The following is a 19,785-nucleotide window of genomic DNA, read 5'->3' as shown; positions in this document are numbered from 1 at the left end:
AGCTGGCGGGGGGATGTTTCCGCTTCGTCGCGGCGACATCTACGAAGTTACGCAGCCCACATCAAAGCCTCCCGTAGGAGATGTAACAGTCATCATTCGCATTCAGTGCAAAATAGACACTCTGTGGGTTACTCGACAGTAAAATCTTCTGTGTGACCGCCCCGGGACGGCGGCACGGATGCCTTGCGGTCCAAAGGGCCGTCCGGGCGTCCGTCGCGGATGAAGCCGCAGTGGCGGGCGGGCTTACCGGCGGCGAGGAGGGAAACACCGCCAGAGGCGATAAGCCCCTCCTGAACATGGCGAAGGTCGGCACCCAGGACGGCACCCTGGAGGGGAAACCCAACCAGTACGTTGCAGCGGCGCAAACCTTCGGGGAATGACGCAAGTCGATCCCTGGGAAACGGAAGGCTCAGCAAAGAGCTATGGAGAGTCCGGTAGCGCGGCCGGGCTCGCGCCGTGAGGCGGCGTGGTGGTTCCTGTCGACACCCGGGCAGCTCACGGCCCATTGATTCGGCTTATTTAGCCTCATCTAATGGTGCCCCCGCTAGCAGTGCTGACGCCTTGGGCGGGTGACGAGGGGTTCGCGCATCGTTCGTCTGGACGGGTGGGAAGTATGTGCCCCTGGCTATCAGGTGGACGCTGAGGGGATTCCTGGTATGCCCGGTGACCCGCTCCGGGCGATTCAGGAAGGAAGCAGATGCGTAAGATTGCCGTTGCCATCTTGAGCGGCGTGGCCATCTTGGGCATGGGGCTGCCAGCACAGGCTGCCAGCGCCGCCCCGGCCAGTCAGACTGCGGCGCCATTCGAACCGTGCCTCGTTTCCCCAAACCTGGATCCCCATGAAGGCCCTCTGCACCCCGGGGTCCCCTTTGGTTGCAACCCCGATGAATCCCACTGAGTAGCAAGCCCCTTCGGCACTGCTGGTGATGAGGGAACCTGCGCCTTCCAGGCCCTGCCGGAGAGACGCAGGTTCCGATCGCACGGCGGGCCGCACCATGCTTGGACTTACGTACCGTGGTGAGCCCCTGAAAACAGCGCACGGTGCCTTTCCACCAGTGGCATAGACAGTCGGCGCTTCCACTGTCGAGCCGACGCCCCACTGAGTGTTTTCCCGACTCATCCATCCGAGGAGTTTCTTCACAGCTTCTTGCTATTGAATCTCCGGTGTCACTCTCCGCGGTTTGGTGCCGATCTCGAGGTGGTTTGGTCGGCGATGAGGCTGCCCGGCCACGAGGACGAGTCCGACGTCGTAGCGGGTGGCCCGCTGCTGGTTCATTGAACCGGGCGGGCGTCCTGGTCCAGGGGCGGACGGTTTTGGCACTCGCGCGGGAGTCGAGGTCTTCGCGCGCGGGTGCCGAAACCCTCGGCGGACAGGTTGGAGTGAGTTTCTCCGGTGGAGCGGGCCGTTCCCAAGGGCGACGTAGATCGGTCGCGAGGCCGCGGGCGAGGCGGAGTTGGGTGTAGACGGCGATGACGAGCCAGGTCCAGCGGTCGGCGGCCTGGGGATCGCGAAGCTTCGGTGTGGTCCAGCCGAGGGTCTGCTTCAGTAGTCGGAAGCAGCAGTTCCATCGCATCCATAGGGGTGTAGACCGTCCGCTGGTAGCCGCCCTTCGCGCAGACCGACAGATCGACCTCGGTGGTCGGAGGCCGCCGGCCACCGAGCAGCCCGAGCTCAGGCAGTAGCAGCGTCGACCATTCCTGGATCCGCATGCCGGTCATCAACGCCAGTTCGCAGATCGCCCGGTTGCGGTGCGGCCTCCAGCTGCGAAACGACAGGTCAACTCCGCCGTCTGGGACCAGCCCTCCGAAGCCGACGTCCCGGAAGTAGAGGTACTGCTCGAGTTCCATGTGCCGCACCAGCATATTGCGGACGACCCGGCGATCCCCAAGGCTGCCCGGCCGCCAGGGATCTGCCTCCACCGCACCGATGCCCTTGAGGTAGCCGTAAAGGCTCGTGATCGCCGCTTTGTCCTTGGTCATTGTCGTCTTCTGAACGGGCGACTTCTGCGTACGAGTCCGCCACTGACGGAACTCGCTGATGTCCGTCTCAGTCGCCGTAGCCAGATCCAGTCCGCGCTTGGCCTGAACACCCAGCAGCCTCAGCACGGCGTACGCGTACGTTTTCATCGTGTCCGCGTCCTGCCAGTTGGGGCCGAGACTCCTGAACCACGACGACACGGGCTCGATCGGTCGCATCCGACTGTCGAGCAGGATCGGTGTGCCGGCAGGGAGGTGACGGCGCTCGGACAGCTCCGCCACTTCTGCCCTGCTCAGCCCTGCAGCCTCCCCAGCCCTCCAAACCGCCCGGTAGTTCGCAGAGAACACTTGCAAGAGGGCCCTCCCCAGAGCCTGCGATACCGCCCCTTCCGGGGCGGCACTTGCTCAACGGCATGTCGGACTACCAGGGCGTGACGCCTGGCCCAGACTCACTCAGATGAGAGATTTCAAAGTCTCTGGAGAACCTCGGTTACGCGCATAGCTACTTGGTGCAGTACAAGGCGGGCAGAGAGATGTGGGCTTTCACCGATCACGACTCCTTCCGTGACCAGTACGACTTCGCCATGGACCGCGATGACCGCCATGCAGCCCAGCTTGCGGAGGAAGAACAGCACCTTGCCGCACTGGTGAGCGCGGCGTATCCACCCCGTAGGCCTTGCCCCGTCAAACGGCCAGCAGCCTGAGATTTACCCAGAGGAGCCGCGCATGACCTGGGTGGACCGCCGCCACATCCCCGCCCTCTAGCAGGACTGGCGCTACGCGCGGCTCCTGAACGCGACCCGGCGCCTCCTGGAGGCCGACATGCCCGCCTGCGGAGACTGCGACGGAGGGACCATCACCGTGCGGGATGGGGACGGTAACGAGACCGTCATCGGCTGCCTCACCTGCGGCGGGGCAGGGGGGCGGACGACGCTGGACAACGAGGACGACGGGGGAAGCCGGCGGGCGGTGGGGGCTGGGCGGTATCCTGCACTGCATTTTCCATGCTGCCCTTCATGGTGGCCGGCACCTATCGGATCGCTCTGATCCCAAAGTGCAAGTGCCTGGCCGAGTTGATGCACAACCTCTCCGCCGTGCGTCTCGTGCAGCCTTCCTACGAGGCGGTACCGCTACAGGAAGCTTTGTGGTGGCATCCCCTCCACACGCACGACTCCACCCATATCCGGCTCAGACAGACCGCGCTGAGCGGCGCCGCACAGATGGATGAGCGCGGGGCACGTTAACGGCCCATGCGGTCATGTCCGGGCTCCGCCCCCGGGAATGCGTTGCGTGCATGTCCCGTGTCCATAGGGCTGATGGCGGCGGTGTTGGAGCGTTGGGGAGGCGATGTCACCGCGGCTGAAAGTGCTTTCCCCTGGTCATGGAGGCGGGAGGCAATGCTTTTCCGTACGGTCGAGTGCAGCCCCGTCGTCGAGGCACAGGCCGACAGTACGTGCCACGCCGTAGCCACCGTGACCCGCATCCGCAGCGACAACGAAACCACGTGCCCACTCGCTGAGCCCAGGGTCGGCACGCGATCCCTGACGCCCGCGGCGGACTGGGAAGACGCCGATGAAGTCCGGTTCTCGTCTAACGCCCGGTGAGAAGCGACATGATGCCGCCAGTGCTATGACGTCATGATGGTCTTGGTCTTGGACTCCCCAACTCGCCCGGCCATAGCGTCGAGTTGTTCGCATTCGTGGATCGCCATGAGGAGTTTCGATGACAGGGAACAGCCGTAGCCGCCGTTTGTTCAAGCCTTTCGGTGCTCTGTCGCTGGCTGCCGTGGCGGTCGGCGTTTTCACCGTGGGGGGCGCGCATGCCGATGCCTCGGACAAGGGCCGGGTCGAGATCATTGAACTCCAACTGAAGGACCTTGAGTACGAGTCCGTCGACGTTGGCAAGGCGGGGCCGAGCCTGGGCGACATGAGTGTCTACTGCGCCACAGCGGTGGAGAACGGCCGCGTCGTCGGTCGGGGGGCCGGCACGGCTCAGGTCGTATACGTCGGCGGTGGGAAAGTCACGTCGCAGGCTGTGATCACGATCGAGCTCGAGCGTGGCTCTCTGACGATGCAATCGCTGCGGTCACAGGAGGCCAGTTCGCTCGATATGGCCATCACCGGTGGCACGGGCGCTTTCAAGGACGCCCGGGGCAGTGTGCGCTACTGGGATGTCAACACGCCCGAAGAGCGGCTGCGCGCCGAGATCCTGCACTGATGAGGGAAGGGTCGCCGTGCCCGCGGTCACCCATACGCGCAGTCCGGAGATCACGGTCGAGATCACACTCACCGACGACGAAGCCGCCGTCAGCGTCGGCGATTGCGGCCCCCACCGCCACCTCCGGGCCGAGCACGCGGCAGCCGATGCCGAGGACGGCCGCGGCCTGCTGATTGTCGAAGCCCTGGCCGGCTGCTGGGAACAGAGCAGGGACGACGTCGACGGCACGATCGTGCACACGGCCATCACCCTCCCCGACATCGCGCACCTGCCGGTGCCGGCGTACACCTCCAGGATGCGCCTGCGCGCAGGCCTATGCGCCCCTGACGTGCCCTGGCTGGCAGTCAGCCATGGACCGGTGTGGGATCTCACGGTTGGTGGCATAGTCAGGCCCCCTGACCAGGGTCTCTCCGGCCGTTTCACGTCATGGAGCGGCGGCGTAGTCTCAGGAGCGTGGCATTTCCCCAAGAGCGGGGGCGAGAGCTGCCATCGGCGCGTGGATGAGAGCGCGGGCGTGAGCAGTGTGCGGTCTCCGGCCGCGTTGGCCGCTGTGGCCGCAGGCTCTGGATTGGGAGCATGAAGGCTCGTGCCACAGAGCGAGTGGCCAGAGGCCCTCGCCTGCCGCCGCGGGCGCTCAGTACCGGCGTGTGGTGCCTTGATCGTCGTCGGTGGACTCGCTGTCCGTTTGGCGGTCCTCATCGAGTGTGACGGCCCAGCTGGCGAGCAGTTTCAGTCTGTCGGCCGACGGGGTGCCGGGGTCGGCGCTCATGGCGGTGAGAGTCAGACCGGGGTCGGTCGGCACGGGCAGCGCTTCGAAGGCGAGGGTGAGGTCGCCGACGGCGGGGTGGCGGAAGCGTTTGAGGCCCGAGTGGTGCAGACGCACGTTGTGCGCGGCCCACAACGAACGGAACTCCTCGCTGCGGGTGGAGAGTTCGCCGATCAGGTCGCTGAGATCGCGGTTGTACGGGTCCTGTCCGGCCTCGGTGCGCAGGAGGGCTGCGGCAGCGGCCCGCTGGTGGTCCAGTTCGGTCATGTACTGCTCGGCGCCGGGGTTGAGGAACTGGTAGCGGGCCATGTTGACGGGCCGGGCGGGGCCTTGGAACAGCGGCCAGTACAGGGCCTTGCCGAGGCGGTTGGTGGCCAGGATGTCGAGGCGGCCGTTGCGGATGAAGGCGGGTGCGTCGGTCATCGCGTCGAGGAGCTGCTGCAGGGCGGGCCGGATGGGCTGTGCCGTGCGGCGGCGTGCGGGCCGGCGGGTGGTGCTGGCGGCCCGGGCCAGGTCCATGAGGTGGGCACGCTCGGATTCGTCGAGCTGCAGCGCCCGGGCCAAGGAGCCCAGGACGGCTTCGGAGGTGCCGGAGAGGTTGCCGCGTTCCATGCGGGCGTAGTACTCGGCGCTGACCCCGGCGAGCATCGCGACCTCTTCGCGGCGCAGCCCCTTGACCCGGCGGTGACCTGCGGCGGGCAGGCCCGCCTGCTGCGGGGTGATCTTCGCGCGGCGGCTGGTGAGGAACTCGCGGACCTCGCTTCGGTTGTCCATGTCTTCGAGGCTACGACGTGGCCGGCAGGTGAGGGGTGCCCTGCCAGTACATGTAACAGCGGGTCCTTCCGCGCACGCGTGACCTGCCGTTTCATCGATGTCAGGCCAGCAGACGGCCGCCCCGCCGCCAGGTGGCACACACGGTCCACGGAGGGCGGAATGGAAGGCGATGCTTCCCCGCGAATGCGGGAACGCGCTGCGCCACGCAACGGAAAGGAGACGGTGATAGCGCAATTCGAGCAGCCCACGGGCGACCCGTACGCGGGCCCCCGTCGCCCCGCCCGCAGCTCCTGCCCCCCCTCAGGGCGCCCTGGAGCCATCCAGCCCCCCGCCCCCCTCCCACTCGCGATTACGGAAAGAATCATGCGCGCAACTGTCCTTCACGCCCCTGGCGACGTACGGGTCGAAGACCGGCCCAAGGCCGCCCTCCAGCAGCCCACCGATGCGGTGATCCGCACCGTCGTCACCTGTGTCTGCGGCTCGGACCTGTGGGACTACCGAGGCATCAACGAGGTCGCCGAGCCCACGCCCGGCGGTCACGAATACGTCGGCATCGTCGAAGAGGTCGGCAGCGAGGTGACAAGCGTCAAGCCCGGCCAACTCGTGGTCGGCTCGTTCTTCGCCTCGGACAACACCTGCCCCAACTGCGCAAACGGCTACCAGACCAACTGCCTGCACCGCGAGTTCGTAGGCGGCTGCCAGGCCGAGTACATCCGCGTCCCGCTCGCCGACGGCACCCTCGTCCACGTTCCCGGCGAGGCGGCCGAAGAGCACATCCCGAGCCTGCTGGCCTGCTCCGACGTGATGGGCACCGGCTGGTACGCGGCCGTCGCCGCCCGGGTCAAGCCCGGTGACACTGTCGCGGTGGTCGGGGACGGCGCGGTCGGCCTGTGCGCGGTCATCGCCGCCAAGGAACTCGGGGCGAGGCGCATCATCGCCATGTCCCGCCACGCCTCGCGCCAGGACCTGGCCTGTGAGTTCGGCGCCACCGACGTCGTCGCCGAGCGCGGCGACGAGGGCGCCGCCCGGGTCAAGGAGCTGACCGGCGGCGTCGGGGCCGACGCCGTCCTGGAGTGCGTGGGCAGCATCGAGTCCATGCGGCAGGCCCTGCACTCCACCCGTCCCGGCGGCAATGCCGGCTTCGTCGGCGTCCCGCACGGCGTGCAGATCGACGGGCAGGAGCTGTTCTTCTCCCACGTGGCCCTGCGCGGCGGCCCCGCCCCGGTCCGCGCCTACCTGCCCGACCTCATCGAGCGTGTCCTGGCAGGACGGATCAACCCGGGCAAGGTCTTCGACCTCGAGCTTCCCCTGGAGAAGGCCGCCGAGGGCTACCGGGCCATGGACGAACGCCGCGCCATCAAGACCCTCCTGCGCCCCTGAAACAACCATCGGCACATCCGCCGCGACCCAGAACGCGGCTGACACGAACCCCTGCACGATGACGGTGCCCCAACGCCGGGCCCGCCAGCCACAGAGATGGGACCCTGAGCATGAACCCGCAGTACAACTTCGAAGGCCAGGTCGCCCTGGTCACCGGCGCGGCCTCCGGCATGGGCCTGGCCGCCGCCCGCGCCTTCGCCCAGGCAGGCGCCGCAGTCGTCCTGGCCGACCTCAACAAAGACGCCGTCGAGAACGCGGCGAAGGAACTCACCGACGCCGGACACCAGGCCATCGGCGTGGTCTGCGACGTCACCGACGAGGACCAGGCCGCCGCCATGGTCCAGAGCGCCGTAGACACCTACGGCCGCCTGGACATGGCCTTCAACAACGCCGGCATCCAGGTTCCGCCCTCCGACGCCGCCGACGAGACGGCCGAGAACTTCGACCGCGTCAACGCCGTCAACCTGCGCGGCGTGTGGGCCGCCCAGAAGCACGAACTGCGGCAGATGCGCACCCAGGGCACCGGCGCCATCGTCAACTGCTCCTCCCTCGGCGGCCTCGTCGGCCTGCCCGAGCGCGCCGCCTACCACGCCTCCAAACACGGCGTGATCGGCCTGACCAAGAGCGCCGCCGTCGAGTACGCACCCCGAGGCATCCGCATCAACGCCGTCTGCCCCGGAGTGGTCGAGACCCCGATGGTCGCCGACATGCTCGAAGGACAGGCCGAGGCCATGGCCGCGATCATGCAGGACCAGCCCATCGGCCGCCTCGGCCAGGCCGAGGAAGTCGCCGCCGCTGCTCTCTGGCTGTGCAGCCCCGGCGCCAGCTTCGTGGTCGGCGTCGCCCTGCCCGTCGACGGCGGCTACACCACCCATTGAACGCCCCCCACCGGGGCACCGGCGCCGGGGCACGGCACACATCACCGCGCCCTGGCGCCGGGCCGTCCCCGGCCCATCACGGAGACCACCACGAGCACCTGGAACCAGACACAGCTGCGCTCGTTCAAGGCAACAGACGACCTGCACATCTCACCGTTCCGCGAGCACGGCGTCACCTACGGCACCCCCACTCGGAACTGGTCCATCGTCGCGGGCGATGACCACTACGTCCGCCCCTGCAACGGCCCCGACTCCCGCTGGCACCGGGCCGCGATGACGCAGCAGCGAGGACGCATCCGCATCCGCATCCGACACCGAGAACGAGGTGCGCTTCGTACCCGCCGACGGCTCCGCTCGGCCACCGCCCGTCGTGCGCCGCGCCTGCCGCCGTGGTGCTCTCGGTATCCGGCACGGTATCCAGCGGTTCGAGCGGCTGCGCCAGCGTGGTCGCATAGGCACCTGCCGGGTGTCCGCGACCGAGACGGGCCATGGGGCACTGCCCGCCACTTCAACGGCCTGTCCGTCCAGGCCCCGGGACGCTACTGTTCGACGATCCGTCACTGAAAGGGCTGGCGTGACCGGCAGAGTCAAGATGTACGCGTGCACCAGGTGCGGGGCCGTGGTCTTTGACCGCGATCTGCACGGCAAGTGGCACCAGGTGCTGGAAGACGAGTGGGAGATAGACACCGTCATGCGAGAAGAAGCCGAGACTCCGCATGATTCCTACGACGCGTGGATGCCGCCTGTTGACGACGTGTGAGCGTCAGCACTCCTCGAAGACGATGTACGCCACGGCGGTCAGCGTCGCCGATGTGTTCAGCCTGAGCTGGCAGAACTTGGACGCTGCCACGACCGGCTCGCGACCCGACGGCCACTGCTTGATGTACTGCGTGGTGGCACCGACCAACTGAGAGTGGAAGTGCTTGTCAGGCGGGTATTGCCCTCGGCGATTCGCCGGGTGACGAAGGTCTTCGTGGCAGGATCGAGCCGCATTCGGATAGGCGTGATGGTGTGCAGGGCCCGGTTGAGCTGCCGGTCACCGCTGCGGTTGATCCGGTGCCGGTTGGTCAGTCCCGAAGACGCAGGGATCGGCGAGACTCCGGCGAAAGAGGCGAAAGCCGCCTCGGAGCGAACCGGCCCGGGTGGTCATCCGGTGCTCGACGTCGTGCGTCGGGCGATCCCGCAGTTGAGCACAACGGACTACTTGAGCCAGACCCTTGATCCACGTCGTCGGGGTACGGCAACGGCGCGATCACGAGCGCCACGCCTGTTGGAGTTGTCGGCAGGTGGCTCGTCTGAGGCAGCGTTGTGCGTCGCCGGAGGTATCCCGGCGCAGTCGGTTTCGACGGCTGCTCCGCTACTCCCGCAAGGGCAGGCCCGGCCTGCCGCCATTCACCCTCGTTCTCCCCTCGGCCGGGGCGGCCAAGGCCAAGACGGCGGGAAACGGACTGCCGCCGCGGTGACGTCGCCGTCCGCCCCGGTGCGAGCCGCTGGGCACGCACCGGGGCGGGCGCCCGCTCAACGCAGGGTGCGCACGAAGACATCCCCGATCAGGTTGTTGTCGTCGGGCACCAGGCCGGGGTAGTAGGAGTCGAAGACGGCCGTCGACTCGTCCGCGCTCAGTGCCGCGCGGCCCGCGGTGACGGGCTTGCCGTCCTGGCTGGGCGAGAGCAACTCCTCGTGACCGGAGCGCACCTCGCGCAGGATCAGACCCAGGGAGACGCGGTTCGCGTCGGCCGTGTTGAGGAGCAGCTTCGAGCCGTCCGCCGACAGGTCCGACACCAAGGTGACATCGGTGGGGGAGTGGCCGTCGTAGCGCTGGAGCGTGCCGGTGCGCAGATCGCGGACGAAGGCGTTCCAGGACGTGCTGGTGTCCCCGTTGGGGTCGGTGCCCGGGACCAGGTTCGTCGCCACCGAGTTGAAGCCGACCTTGGAGCCGTCGGCGCTGAGCACCGGCGCTTGCGCCGACCTGTCGGCCGGTGCCCCGTCATGGGTGACATCGGCCTGCACGGTCTTCCCGGTCACGCGGTCGTAGACCAGGATGTCCGCCTTGTCGTCGTCGGAGGGGCCCGAATAGCCGACCTGATAGGCCACCTTGCGGCCGTCGGCGCTCAAGGAGATGTCCTGGCAGCCACGGGTCGTGGACGGTCCCGCCCGCCACAGCCGCTGACTTCGGCGGTCCAGGAGCATGATCCGGCAGCGGGCCGCCCCGTTCTCGTCGGCGGCCGTCCTGGCCACGAAGGCGAGGTAGCGTCCGTTCGCGCTGAGCGGGGCCGGGCCGTAGTACGCGCGATAGCCTCCCGGCAGTGTGGGCGCGACGGGTTCGGTGCGCCCGGTGCGCAGATCCATCACGTGCACGGAGTACTTCTGGCTCGTGGCGGACCACGAGGTGAACGTCAGATGGCGCCCCGACTCGGACACCCTGGGCGCCATCGTCGATTCACCGGGCACCTCCACACGCTGGAGGGGCGCACCGGGAGCCGTCCGGTAGAAGACGTTGTTGGGCATGTCCGTCCCGGGCAGCAGGTTGTTCGCCGAGGACATGAAGGCAACGACGCGCCCGTCCGCGCTGACAGTCGGATCCACCGAATGCCAGTTCCCGCCGGCGCCATCGGGTGCGACGCTGATCCGTTCGGTGCGCGGAGCCGGGTCGTCGCTCGCCGCCCCCGCGGGAGAGGCGAGACAAGTGAGGACGGCCGCGAGGCCGACGGACATGCAGATCCCTAACGCGGGTCTCATCAGGTGGTTCCCCCTTCGGCCCGAGCACGGCCACCGCCGCCCTCCAGCCCTCGTGCCACGATGACGGGTATCGCCCCGCCACTGTTGTGCGCGGGACTCACGCGATGAAAGCGCGGAGTGCGGAGCGGGTCAATGCATCCGCAGGCGACTTTGCGATGTACGGGCTTCGTCTGGTGGTGTACGCCGACGCCGCCCGCACCGGGCACGTCGGATGCCCCGGCACCGGCGCCAAATCGGCCGTGCGATCCGGCAGGATGCCTGCATGCCGCACACCCCGATACGCCCCGCACCATCCTTCGACGAGAAGTGGATCGGCCCCTTGAGGGCGTTTCCCTGCGGTTCATAGAGAAATGCGGTGAATTCTGCTGAGTATCTGCAGAGTTGAGTGCGGCACGCGTCTCGCACGTGACAAACGGGCGAGCCGGTCCCAACCGCGGTCGGCGTAGCCGGTGATGTGCACCTCGGTCGTGGCCCGGGCACGCGCGGCTGCCGCCTCGATGCCTGCGATCACGGGCGGGAAGTACCAGTGGCGCCCGGGCAGCACGACGGCGATCCGGCGCCGAGGTCCCGGCGGACGGGGCGCGGTGCGGGCAAAGGTGCCCGCACCCGGCGTGGGACCGGCACCGAGAGCGGTCGGCCGATATCGGGTTGCCGGGCAGTGCGGCGATCGTAAGACTCCCGCTCACGCCGGCGACCGCACGTGATCTGACGCTGGAACACTTTCGATGGGTCGGCGGGCACGCCCCTGTGTGGGCGGTCTTCCGGGACGCCAAGGCGCTGGCCGCAGTGGTCGCGGGTCTGGTGGAACCGGTCCGGGACGAGGGGGTCACAGCCGTCTGAGGGATCGATGCGGGGCTTCCTCCTGGGCGGGGCCGTGGCCGTCGAGCTCGGCGTCGGATTCGTTCCTGTCCGCAAGGGTGACGGCCTCTTCCCGGGCGACAAAGCGGTGAGCCGGTCGGCTCCCGACTACCAGCGCATCCGCCGCACCCTGCGCCTTCAGCGGGCCGCGCTGGGCGCGGCGGACCAGGTCCTCTTGGCCGACGACTGGATCGAGACCGGAAGCCAGGTTGCGGCAGTCAGGAGCATGGCCGAGGAACGCGGGCCCCCGGGGTGGGATGCAGCGTCATGGTTGATCAGCTCACCACGTTGCCGACGGGTGCGCTCGGCACCGTGCGAGGGCTGCTGGATGCGCAGGCCGGCCAACGCCTGGCCACCGGGTGGTGCTTCTTGAGTATCTCGTCCGTTCGACGATTTCCCCTGCCCGGTGGAGCCCCCGGTGGGAGGCATGTGTCCATGCATGCCTTCGTCTCTCACAACCACCGCGACAAGCCCTGGGGTGACCCCACTTGCCGCGCGCTTGCGGCTGCTCGGCGGGACGTCTGGCTCGATTCACGGAAGATCCGACCTGGGGACCGGATCCCCGGCAAGGTCAACGAGGCGCTGGGGCTCGTAGACACCATCATGGTCTTCTGGTCCGCCAACTCTTCCCATTCCCCCTGGGTGAACACAGAGCGGGAGGCCGCCCTCACACGGCGACCGTGGCGTGACTCTGTCCGTGTCATCCCGGTTGTCCTCGACAACACCCCGCTTCCGCCGCTTCTTGAGCCGACCATGTGGGTTTCCTTGGTTGAGGGTGATGTCGATCGAGCTGCCCGGGAGCGCGTAGGTATGGGCCCCCAAGCGGAACTCCTGAAGACGATGCAGCGGACGGGTGAGGAGTCCGGACTCGAATACACGTACTGCCACGGGTTCGGCGTCATGGTTGGCTGTCCCCGGTGCGGAGCTCCGAGTTCGAAGTTGGTGCCGGGCATCCGACTGCTCGCGCAGACGCGGATGTTCGTGTTGGGGGACCCACCGGCCCCCGGCGCTGATGTCCGGCGCCGGACCCCCCACGGAGGCGGGGGTATTCCTTGAGTTCCGGGGCCTGCCTGAGTTCCGGGGCCGTTGTCCACAGCCGAGTTTCGACGTCACATCCGGTCGACGGCTTCGCGGATCGTCACGAGTTTTCAAGGCACCTGCCGATTGCGGCGAGTTGGGCCGACGGGTTGCGACAGGGCTGTCACAAGCGTCGAAGATCGCTTGACCTTGCCGGAGGGGGAGAGGCAATTGTGTCCCTGTCGATCACATGAGCGGGCGGTCTGTGCTCGCTGATCAGGCCAGGACGAAGAGGGGGAGTTCGCGTGACGGCGACCTGCGTCATTCTCGACATCGGCGGCGTACTGGAGATCACGCCGGAAACGGGATGGGTGCAACGGTGGGAGGAACGGCTGGAACTGCCACTTGGGAGTGTCCGTGAGCGGATGCACGACGTGTGGAGGGCCGGGAGGGTCGGGAGCATCAGCGAACGAGAGGTGCACGACCAGGTGGCGGTCCGTTTGGGTCTCGACGCTCCCCAGGTTGAAGCCTTCATGGCTGATCTCTGGACGGAGTATCTGGGGACGCCGAACGAGGAGTTCATCGACTATGTGCAAGGGCTCCGCGGAAGCTGCCGGCTGGGCATCTTGAGCAACAGCTTCGTCGGCGCCCGGGAGCGGGAGACGACGCTGTACCACTTCGACGAACTGGTGGAGCAGATCGTCTACTCGCACGAGATCGGTATCGAGAAGCCCGACCTGCGTGCCTTCGAAGCCGCATGCGCCAGCTTGGAAGTGCGGCCGGAGAACTGCCTGTTCGTCGACGAAGTCGCAGTCAACGTTGAGGCGGCCCAGGAGGCGGGCATGCAGGGGCATCTGTTCGAGGACAATGCCCGGACCGTCACGCGCATCGCAGCTCATCTGGATGCCGGGCCCTTGGCCCCGGGGCGGGTCCCGCTCGGATGACGTGGGCCTGGCCGGTCTGCAGCGGCTGCCGGCCAGGCAGGGACCCGGGGGGCGCTGCCGCTCTTCGAGGGAGGATCCAGTTGCCTGGTTCCGGCCGGATCCCGGCGACCCGCCAGGGGGCTCCGTTCTTCCGCCGTAGCGTACTGAGGAGTGCGACGGAGAAACGGCCTGCTCCGGGCGGGGTTGGCAGGGCCGCGGACAGCGTCCTGCCGCACCCCGCTGGGCATCCTCCTTTGTCTTGGGTGGGGGCTGGTCAGCTGACAGGATTCCTGCTGCGTTTGGTGGCGTTCTGGGGTAGCTGTCCGGGAGCGCGGCTGCGTCAGATGTCGTCCGGTGTGCCGGCCACGGTGGTGCTGACCGGCGTGCCCGCCTCCACGGTGCGGCTGACCGTGCACAGCCGGTCGTGCGAGGTTTTCACGGCCCGGGGGAGGATCGCCCGGGACCGGTCGCCTGACGGCTCGTCGGGGAAGGTGGCGGAGAAGATGACGGTGAGATCCGACATCCGGTTTCCGTGCTCGTCCTGCACCTTGTTGCCGTTCACCGTGACGGTGAACGTGGTCGGCTCGCTGTGACGTGTCGTGGCGGCCTCCACGTCGGCTGCGCTGCATCCGCCGATCGCGGCGAGGAAGAGCTCGACGGGCGTGAATCCGCCACCCTCGCCGGTGCCGAAACTCAGTACGTCCCCGCGGGCGTTGGTGGCGGTGAACCGGCCCGGGCCGGCACGTTCGATGGTGAGGGAACGCAGTGCATCATCAGTCATGGCGCCGACAGTAGCGTCGCGCTGCTGGAACCGTCCGCAGGCCACGCCTTCCCCGTGCGCTCACGGACGACGCTGACCAGCGGGGACCCCGAACCTGGTTGATCGTCGCAACCAGAGCGGGCTGCGAGAGGTTGGGCCGTTCAGCGGCGCCCGGGCGCTGGCGCGGCGAGCTGATCCACTTGCTGGCCGCGAAAGCCCCTCGCCTGGACCGCGCCCTGAAGAAGATCGCCCGGCGGGGTGGCGAGGTCGTCCTCGTCGACGGCACCCTCAGACCCACCCAGCGCCGTACCGCAGAGGCGAACCGCCCGAACTGCTCCGGCTGGCATCGCCGCCACGGCCTGCACGTCCTCGCGCTGACCGACGGGGCCGTCCGGTGTGGATATCGGCCGCCCGGCCCGGCCGTACCCACGGCATCACCGCCGCCCGCCGCGACCATGTCCTGGCCCGCCTGCATGCTGCCGGTCTCGGCGCCCTGGCCGACCCGGGCTTGCCGGGTCTGGACGACGACGGGGACGATCCTGTGGTCGTCACCGGCTTCAAGGCCACCCGCCCCCGCAGGCTCGCATCCGCCGAGAAGGAGGCCGACCGGGTCCTGGCCGCCGGACGCGTCCCCGTCCAACGCGGCTTTGCCCACCTGGAGAACTGGCGGATCCTCACCGAGCTCCGTACTGACCCCGACCGCGCCACCCACCTGTTTCGCGCGCTGCTCGTCCTGACGAGCATCGGGGCCACTGGCGGCAATTGATCTGCACCGCAGGTAGCCCACGATCAGCACATGCCCCCTAAACGGCGTCACCGGGGCGGGATCGGCTGAGTGAGGTTCACCGGGTTGCCGTCGGGGTCCTGGATGTGGGCGACGCGCTGTCCCCACGGCATGTCGTTGGGGCTGCTGCGGACCGAGCCGCCCAGCGCTGCCACCCGGCCGAGCGTCTCGTCGACGTCGTCGACACCGATGCTGAGCAGGATCCGCGGTGCCGCCCCGGTCCCCGGGTCCGCCTTGGCCACCAGCCCGAGGTCGGTGTCGCCGATGCGCAAGCCGAGGTAGAAGGCCGGGCCTTTGGCCGGCACCCGGAAGATCTCCTCAGCGCCGAACAATTTCGTGTAGAAGCCGAGCAGAACGTCCTGGTCGGCGGTAATGATCACTGGCTGGATGGTGGACATGGGACTCCTGTCGGGAACGGTCGTGTCGCTGGGTAGACCGTTCGGGGACGGTGAACTCATCGGCAGGACCACCCCGCCGGACGATCTACCCCGCAGACTGCCGCCCATGACTGGCACGAGCACCCCGAAACGAGGTCACGCCACCCTGCTGACCAGCTACTTCAAGATGGCGGAGCTTCAATCATCTCGGGGGAGTGGCGGGTTCGGGGACTTGCCGGCGACGGGTGAAAAGTGGCTCCGTCAAGATTTCCGTGAAGCCGATCATTGAGCCGCTGGGATCGTGACTCTGTGTCGTCGGCGGTCGGCTGCAACGAGCAGCCTGGCAGAAGCGGGCCGGCCCGCTCCACGCTGCCAGGTCACCGCGCTGGCCGAGCGCCTCCAAATGGCCTGGGTCAAGAGCCGTAGTTCCTTTCGGGAAGCTGCAGTTCGGAGCAAGGGGCACTGAGCTGGAGGCTGCCCGTCTCATCGGAACCAGGCGCGGTCTTGGTCGATGCGGAGGAGGAATCCGCTGACAGGGCCCGACGGCGGCAGGAGGGTCAGGGCATCTTCGATGCGGTCGTAAGTCTTGTCGAACCGCTCGAACTCTTCGGCCTCGATGCTGGCGTTGGCCTTGTCGAACCAGGGGCGGAACCGGTTGAAGCCGGGCTCCGGGGGGAAGCGGCCACACGGCCAGGGCATGTCGGCCTCATCGACGATGATCGTGCCCATGAGGGCGCTGCCGTTCAAGAGCCGCCACTCGTTGGGCAGATCAGTCACCGGGCCTCCAGGGTTCGTCCCGCCTCCACGTGGTGCTGCCGATGGCAGGCCATGTGGGCCTGAGTGTCGGTTGTGGGGATGTGGGACGAGGGGGACATCGAGTGATCGTGTCGTGGGCGTCTCGATCTCAGCTTCAGCCCTATGCCGGCGTGCGCGCCTGGGGTCTGAAAGCGTGCCGGCGGGCCGCATTGCCCTTACGGGCCGTTGGTGTGCCACGGCTCGTTCGCGCTCTTCGCCCCGGGAGCCGAAGGAGTTCGGCATACGACATGGCGAATCCTTGCATGGGCGGGCAGGGTCGTCAGGTGATCTCTGTGCGCCTGGCGGCGAGGTCTGCAGCACCGTAGTGATCGTCTGCCTTATACCAGAAGGTAAAGGCACTCACTACTATCGCGACCGCAGCGGCTGACCATAGAAGGTAATGGCTCCATCCGACGGGGTGAACAAAAATCCTGCTGAGGCTCGTTCCCGTCAGTAGTGTTGCCACCGTCACCGCAAGGCCGCGCACCAGTTTTCCGGTCTTCTTGCGGCGGTCTTCGCATTTCGCGAAGTCGTCCATGAGATCGATGCCGCTCTCGATTTCGCCGATCGGTTTGCGCTGGATGTAGCGGTGCAGCCGTTCGAGTGCTCCGATGCTCATCTCGGATGATATCTGTTCAGCGATGCTGTCTCGGATGTCGGAATGAAGGTTGTGTCCGCCGATTTGCTGCGAAATTTTATCGAACAGTCGGTCCTTCCACCAGTGCGAAGGCCCCCCGTCGTCCTCCGGATACTTGCTGTGGAGGCCCTGGTGGCCGTAAGCACGCTCGGGCTCCTCGGTCAGCTTGATGAGAATGAGCTGCACGATCGGGGTCATGGGGGAGAGCCGAACATTGGATCGTGAGAAACTTACCAATTCCACCGGCATGTGCCCGCGCCAGCCTGGGTTGATGAAGTCCCCCGTGCAATGCACCATCAGGCCGAGTCGGGCGTAGGAGCTTCTCCCTTCGATCTTCGCTGCGAACCGGGGAGGCACGGTGAATTTTTCATAGGTGCGCCCCAGCAACACCTCGTTTGGTCTTAGCTCTACGGTTTCACCGGGGCGGATTTCGACCTTCTTCCACCGCCTGCGTGGCGCCAACTCCTGGAGCTGCTTGTTGCGCAGGTCGAAGACTGGACGACGCCAGAACCGCCACCCGGGAGGGCGGGGCACTTTCCTGGCTATCCAGAAACGCGTGTCCAGGCGCAGATCGATCGAGCACGGCTGAATCTGCGTGTCGGGGTCGAACTCGTAGGCAGGCAGGCGGGCTTCGATGGACATTTCAGGCAGGATCGCGCGCAGAGTCCCGTCGGCTGCGTACAATTATGCCTCCGGCTCTTCCCAGGCCTGGATATCTTTCAGCGCGAAGCTGCGCTCCGCCTTCTTTTCCAGGTCGAGCGCATCCATGAGCCACTGATATTCCGGGTGCCAGTCGGTCGCGCCGTACCAGATTTTGACCGGTTGAATGCGCCTCCACGCCTTTTCACCGCGGTAGTTCACGTACAGAATGCGGACGGTCTTCGATCGCGCGGGCGTGATCTCAGATGATTGTTCCTGTGTCATCGATGTCTCCTTCCTCTTCGATGAGGGAGAATCTCTGAGTTCGGCCGGATCCAATCGCCACGGTTTCCTGAAACATTGCGAGGGGGCGTACCCAGACATCCCCTCTCTCTTCGCTCAGGCCCCGATAGACGACCAGACGCTCATCGGTCTCGCTGTGCTGCGCGATATGGAGCACGCGATAGTAGTTACCTTTGTAATGCCGGTAGATACCGAGAGTCATATTATCCGTACTCTCGCCGGTATAGGTTTCGATGTTCATGTCAGCCTTGCGCATCAAGTCGCTTGTGCCTCCTGGCCTTCCTGTGATCGGCGCACCCAATGGTGCGGCTATCGCTACCCCTGCTTTCGGCCAATCATGCTGAGGGGTGGCTGCTACCGTAGCGACAAATCAATGATCAAGAGCCGTTTGTCACGAGATGACATTTCCGTGTGCGCATGTAGCCAGAGGTGAACCCTCACCGCTGCCCTTCACAGCGTGGCATTGACGTCGGGGCTGACGTTTCATGATCTCTGCGGTATGCCGACTGCATGAGGTAGGCGCAAGGCGCCGCAGGCTGCTGAGGCAGCGGCTGGCTGGCACGCGGCGGTGGTACGCGCGTCTTTGGCAGGAAGCCCCCGCCGGATATGGCGACATCTGCCGCAACAGGAAGACACCCACCACAACTGCCCCCGCCCCTCCGGGCGCTGGTGCCGTGGCTTTCACACAACGGCTCCGTGAGATGACCGCATCCCTCGCTGATGGAGCATCCACCCCAGGAGGGGCCGGGGCGTCGCCTTCGGGGAGGGGTGCCAGCGGCCAGCAGGGATTGCCGATGCACCAGAGGCAAAGGGCTTTCTGCTCAGCCGTCTTGAGTGTCGCGGCTTGGCGCCACCAGCGTCCTGCACCGCCCCTGTACTCGAACACGAGACCTCATTAACTCCCGCGCTGACCCACAGGGCCGATGGTGCGTCCCGCACCAGCAGTTCGGGCTCGGAGACCGCTGACGGTAGGGCCACGGACAGCGTCCGTCTTCGCCCGTTGCGGCCGCCGCTCTTTACCGTCGGTCGGCGCCGCGGACGATGTCGATGAGATCTCCGAAGCCGGGGAGGCGTGCGCGGCAGACCAGGGCCAAGGCGGCCAGGATGGGCAGGCTGACGACCGGCCCGGTGGCGAAGTCGGGTAGCCCTGCCCGGGACGGCGCGAGCAGCAGGCCGACGATCAAGATGCCGGACACTGCCAGGCGTATCCAGGAGCGGTCTGCGGCTGGCTCGACGCCCTGCATCTGCCGCTCGTCCAGGAGCTGTCCTGTGCGGCCTTCGGCGTAGCGGTGGGCGATGGTCGGCGAGCCCGGGCTCCGGCGAGTGACCCGAGCCCTGGAAAGCTGGTGATGATCCGGGTGTCCGGGTGCTGCTCAAAGGACTCCACGGCGGCCTGCGCGAGGGCATGGGCACTGGTGCAGGCGGCCTCCGGTTTCCGCACCAGGGAAGCTTCCCCTTGATCGTGGACACCTGGAGACTGGGACCTGAGGTTCCAGAGGAAGTAGCACCAGGTGGGAAGCAAGTACACGAAGCGGTACACCGAGGAGTTCAAACGTGACGCCATCGTGCTCGTCGACTCCTCGGGCAAGACGGTCACCGCCGTCGCCCGGGAACTCGGCATCAGCTCCGAGTCTCTGCGAGGCTGGTATCGCAAGGCCAAGGCCGACCGGGGCGAGGACCAGGGCGGCGAGCTGACCAGCGCCGAGCGCGAGGAACTGCGGCGGCTGCGGCGGGAGAACCGCGAACAGCAGCAGACGATCGAGATCCTGAAAAAAGCGACCGCCTTCTTCGTAATAGCGCCGTCCTTGTGAAAACCCCGCACGGTGGGCTGACCGTCCAGTATTACGGCGACCAGGTCGCCGCTTTCCGCCGGCCCGTGGCGCCGGACCACTACCAGGTTCTGGTCCAGCACGCCCGCGGCTTCCATGAGGCGGCCGGTGACGAGAACCAGACGGGTTCGC

At 67.1% G+C, this 19,785-nt stretch carries 21 protein-coding genes and 3 pseudogenes; 11 read left to right on the top strand and 13 right to left on the bottom strand.

Annotation, left to right across the window (positions count from 1 at the left end):
- Positions 1 to 1,150: 1,150 nt before the first annotated feature.
- Positions 1,151 to 1,556: pseudogene (locus ACWFR3_RS40005) on the bottom strand (NF041680 family putative transposase); the annotation flags it as partial.
- Between the two features lie 1,437 nt (positions 1,557 to 2,993).
- Between ACWFR3_RS40005 and ACWFR3_RS40000 the strand changes: the two are divergent.
- From ACWFR3_RS40000 to ACWFR3_RS39990, 3 genes are all read left to right on the top strand, one after another.
- On the top strand, positions 2,994 to 3,221 hold the full coding sequence (locus tag ACWFR3_RS40000) for a hypothetical protein (protein WP_453739620.1): 228 nt from the start codon (positions 2,994 to 2,996) through the stop codon (positions 3,219 to 3,221).
- A 478-nt stretch (positions 3,222 to 3,699) separates the two neighbouring features.
- Positions 3,700 to 4,194, top strand: a complete 495-nt coding sequence (locus ACWFR3_RS39995) for an allene oxide cyclase barrel-like domain-containing protein (protein WP_453739619.1) — start codon at positions 3,700 to 3,702, stop codon at positions 4,192 to 4,194.
- Between the two features lie 16 nt (positions 4,195 to 4,210).
- Positions 4,211 to 4,774, top strand: coding sequence for a hypothetical protein (locus tag ACWFR3_RS39990; protein WP_453739618.1), 564 nt, complete (start codon positions 4,211 to 4,213; stop codon positions 4,772 to 4,774).
- A 54-nt stretch (positions 4,775 to 4,828) separates the two neighbouring features.
- On the opposite strand, the gene ACWFR3_RS39985 is transcribed toward ACWFR3_RS39990, so the two are convergent.
- Positions 4,829 to 5,734, bottom strand: coding sequence for a helix-turn-helix transcriptional regulator (locus ACWFR3_RS39985; protein WP_453739617.1), 906 nt, complete (start codon positions 5,732 to 5,734; stop codon positions 4,829 to 4,831).
- 363 nt (positions 5,735 to 6,097) lie between these two features.
- Between ACWFR3_RS39985 and ACWFR3_RS39980 the strand changes: the two genes are divergently transcribed.
- The 4 genes from ACWFR3_RS39980 to ACWFR3_RS39965 all read left to right on the top strand — a co-directional run bounded on the left by ACWFR3_RS39980 (position 6,098) and on the right by ACWFR3_RS39965 (position 8,752).
- Positions 6,098 to 7,114, top strand: a complete 1,017-nt coding sequence (locus ACWFR3_RS39980; RefSeq protein WP_453739616.1) for a zinc-dependent alcohol dehydrogenase family protein — start codon at positions 6,098 to 6,100, stop codon at positions 7,112 to 7,114.
- A 110-nt stretch (positions 7,115 to 7,224) separates the two neighbouring features.
- Positions 7,225 to 7,992, top strand: coding sequence for a glucose 1-dehydrogenase (locus ACWFR3_RS39975; protein ID WP_453739615.1), 768 nt, complete (start codon positions 7,225 to 7,227; stop codon positions 7,990 to 7,992).
- Positions 7,993 to 8,043: 51 nt separating this feature from the next.
- On the top strand, positions 8,044 to 8,556 hold the full coding sequence (locus ACWFR3_RS39970) for a DUF2255 family protein (protein WP_453739622.1): 513 nt from the start codon (positions 8,044 to 8,046) through the stop codon (positions 8,554 to 8,556).
- A 55-nt stretch (positions 8,557 to 8,611) separates the two neighbouring features.
- The gene (locus ACWFR3_RS39965; RefSeq protein ID WP_453739614.1) at positions 8,612 to 8,752 is read left to right on the top strand and encodes a hypothetical protein; all 141 of its coding nucleotides are present in this window, start codon (positions 8,612 to 8,614) and stop codon (positions 8,750 to 8,752) included.
- A 3-nt stretch (positions 8,753 to 8,755) separates the two neighbouring features.
- Here ACWFR3_RS39965 and ACWFR3_RS39960 read toward each other — a convergent pair whose 3' ends face one another.
- From ACWFR3_RS39960 to ACWFR3_RS39950, 3 genes and pseudogenes are all read right to left on the bottom strand, one after another.
- Positions 8,756 to 8,899 carry a hypothetical protein gene (locus ACWFR3_RS39960; RefSeq protein WP_453739613.1) on the bottom strand — a complete coding sequence of 48 codons (144 nt, stop codon included), beginning with the start codon at positions 8,897 to 8,899 and terminating at the stop codon, positions 8,756 to 8,758.
- Between the two features lie 113 nt (positions 8,900 to 9,012).
- Positions 9,013 to 9,063, bottom strand: a pseudogene (locus ACWFR3_RS39955) (hypothetical protein); the annotation flags it as partial.
- Between the two features lie 447 nt (positions 9,064 to 9,510).
- The gene (locus ACWFR3_RS39950; RefSeq protein ID WP_453739612.1) at positions 9,511 to 10,707 is read right to left on the bottom strand and encodes a hypothetical protein; all 1,197 of its coding nucleotides are present in this window, start codon (positions 10,705 to 10,707) and stop codon (positions 9,511 to 9,513) included.
- Between the two features lie 1,149 nt (positions 10,708 to 11,856).
- Here ACWFR3_RS39950 and ACWFR3_RS39945 point away from each other — a divergent pair.
- Both ACWFR3_RS39945 and ACWFR3_RS39940 read left to right on the top strand, forming a co-directional pair.
- A complete protein-coding gene (locus ACWFR3_RS39945) occupies positions 11,857 to 12,645 on the top strand; it encodes a toll/interleukin-1 receptor domain-containing protein (RefSeq protein WP_453739611.1) in 789 nt (262 codons plus the stop codon).
- A 266-nt stretch (positions 12,646 to 12,911) separates the two neighbouring features.
- Positions 12,912 to 13,550: an HAD family hydrolase gene (locus tag ACWFR3_RS39940; RefSeq protein WP_453739610.1), complete on the top strand. Its 639-nt coding sequence runs from the start codon at positions 12,912 to 12,914 to the stop codon at positions 13,548 to 13,550.
- A gap of 319 nt (positions 13,551 to 13,869) precedes the next feature.
- Here ACWFR3_RS39940 and ACWFR3_RS39935 read toward each other — a convergent pair whose 3' ends face one another.
- Entirely contained in the window at positions 13,870 to 14,310 is a 441-nt protein-coding gene (locus tag ACWFR3_RS39935; protein WP_453739609.1) for an OsmC family protein, read from the bottom strand.
- A 373-nt stretch (positions 14,311 to 14,683) separates the two neighbouring features.
- Here ACWFR3_RS39935 and ACWFR3_RS39930 point away from each other — a divergent pair, with 373 nt between their 5' ends.
- Positions 14,684 to 15,055 carry a transposase family protein gene (locus ACWFR3_RS39930; protein ID WP_453739608.1) on the top strand — a complete coding sequence of 124 codons (372 nt, stop codon included), beginning with the start codon at positions 14,684 to 14,686 and terminating at the stop codon, positions 15,053 to 15,055.
- A gap of 47 nt (positions 15,056 to 15,102) precedes the next feature.
- Here the strand turns inward: ACWFR3_RS39930 and ACWFR3_RS39925 are convergent, their stop codons facing one another.
- The 6 genes from ACWFR3_RS39925 to ACWFR3_RS39900 form a co-directional block, all read right to left on the bottom strand.
- Positions 15,103 to 15,471, bottom strand: a complete 369-nt coding sequence (locus tag ACWFR3_RS39925; protein ID WP_453739607.1) for a VOC family protein — start codon at positions 15,469 to 15,471, stop codon at positions 15,103 to 15,105.
- Positions 15,472 to 15,933: 462 nt separating this feature from the next.
- The gene (locus ACWFR3_RS39920) at positions 15,934 to 16,227 is read right to left on the bottom strand and encodes a hypothetical protein (protein ID WP_453739606.1); all 294 of its coding nucleotides are present in this window, start codon (positions 16,225 to 16,227) and stop codon (positions 15,934 to 15,936) included.
- A gap of 298 nt (positions 16,228 to 16,525) precedes the next feature.
- Positions 16,526 to 17,524 carry a dCTP deaminase gene (gene dcd, locus ACWFR3_RS39915; RefSeq protein ID WP_453739605.1) on the bottom strand — a complete coding sequence of 333 codons (999 nt, stop codon included), beginning with the start codon at positions 17,522 to 17,524 and terminating at the stop codon, positions 16,526 to 16,528.
- 42 nt (positions 17,525 to 17,566) lie between these two features.
- Positions 17,567 to 17,806 (bottom strand): hypothetical protein, encoded by a 240-nt coding sequence (locus ACWFR3_RS39910; protein WP_453739604.1) that lies wholly within the window; start codon positions 17,804 to 17,806, stop codon positions 17,567 to 17,569.
- Positions 17,784 to 18,080: a DUF1653 domain-containing protein gene (locus ACWFR3_RS39905; protein ID WP_453739603.1), complete on the bottom strand. Its 297-nt coding sequence runs from the start codon at positions 18,078 to 18,080 to the stop codon at positions 17,784 to 17,786. The genes ACWFR3_RS39910 and ACWFR3_RS39905 overlap by 23 nt, the downstream gene beginning before the upstream one ends.
- A gap of 760 nt (positions 18,081 to 18,840) precedes the next feature.
- Entirely contained in the window at positions 18,841 to 19,020 is a 180-nt protein-coding gene (locus ACWFR3_RS39900; RefSeq protein ID WP_453739602.1) for a hypothetical protein, read from the bottom strand.
- Between the two features lie 315 nt (positions 19,021 to 19,335).
- Between ACWFR3_RS39900 and ACWFR3_RS39895 the strand changes: the two genes are divergently transcribed.
- Entirely contained in the window at positions 19,336 to 19,635 is a 300-nt protein-coding gene (locus ACWFR3_RS39895) for a transposase (RefSeq protein WP_453739601.1), read from the top strand.
- Between the two features lie 47 nt (positions 19,636 to 19,682).
- On the opposite strand, the pseudogene ACWFR3_RS39890 reads toward ACWFR3_RS39895, so the two are convergent.
- Positions 19,683 to 19,751: pseudogene (locus tag ACWFR3_RS39890) on the bottom strand (hypothetical protein); the annotation flags it as partial.
- Positions 19,752 to 19,785: the final 34 nt, after the last annotated feature.

Source organism: Streptomyces sp. NPDC055189 (assembly GCF_053606765.1).
The sequence above is the reverse complement of the archived record's forward strand: the minus strand, read 5'-3'. Positions and strand labels throughout refer to the sequence as shown.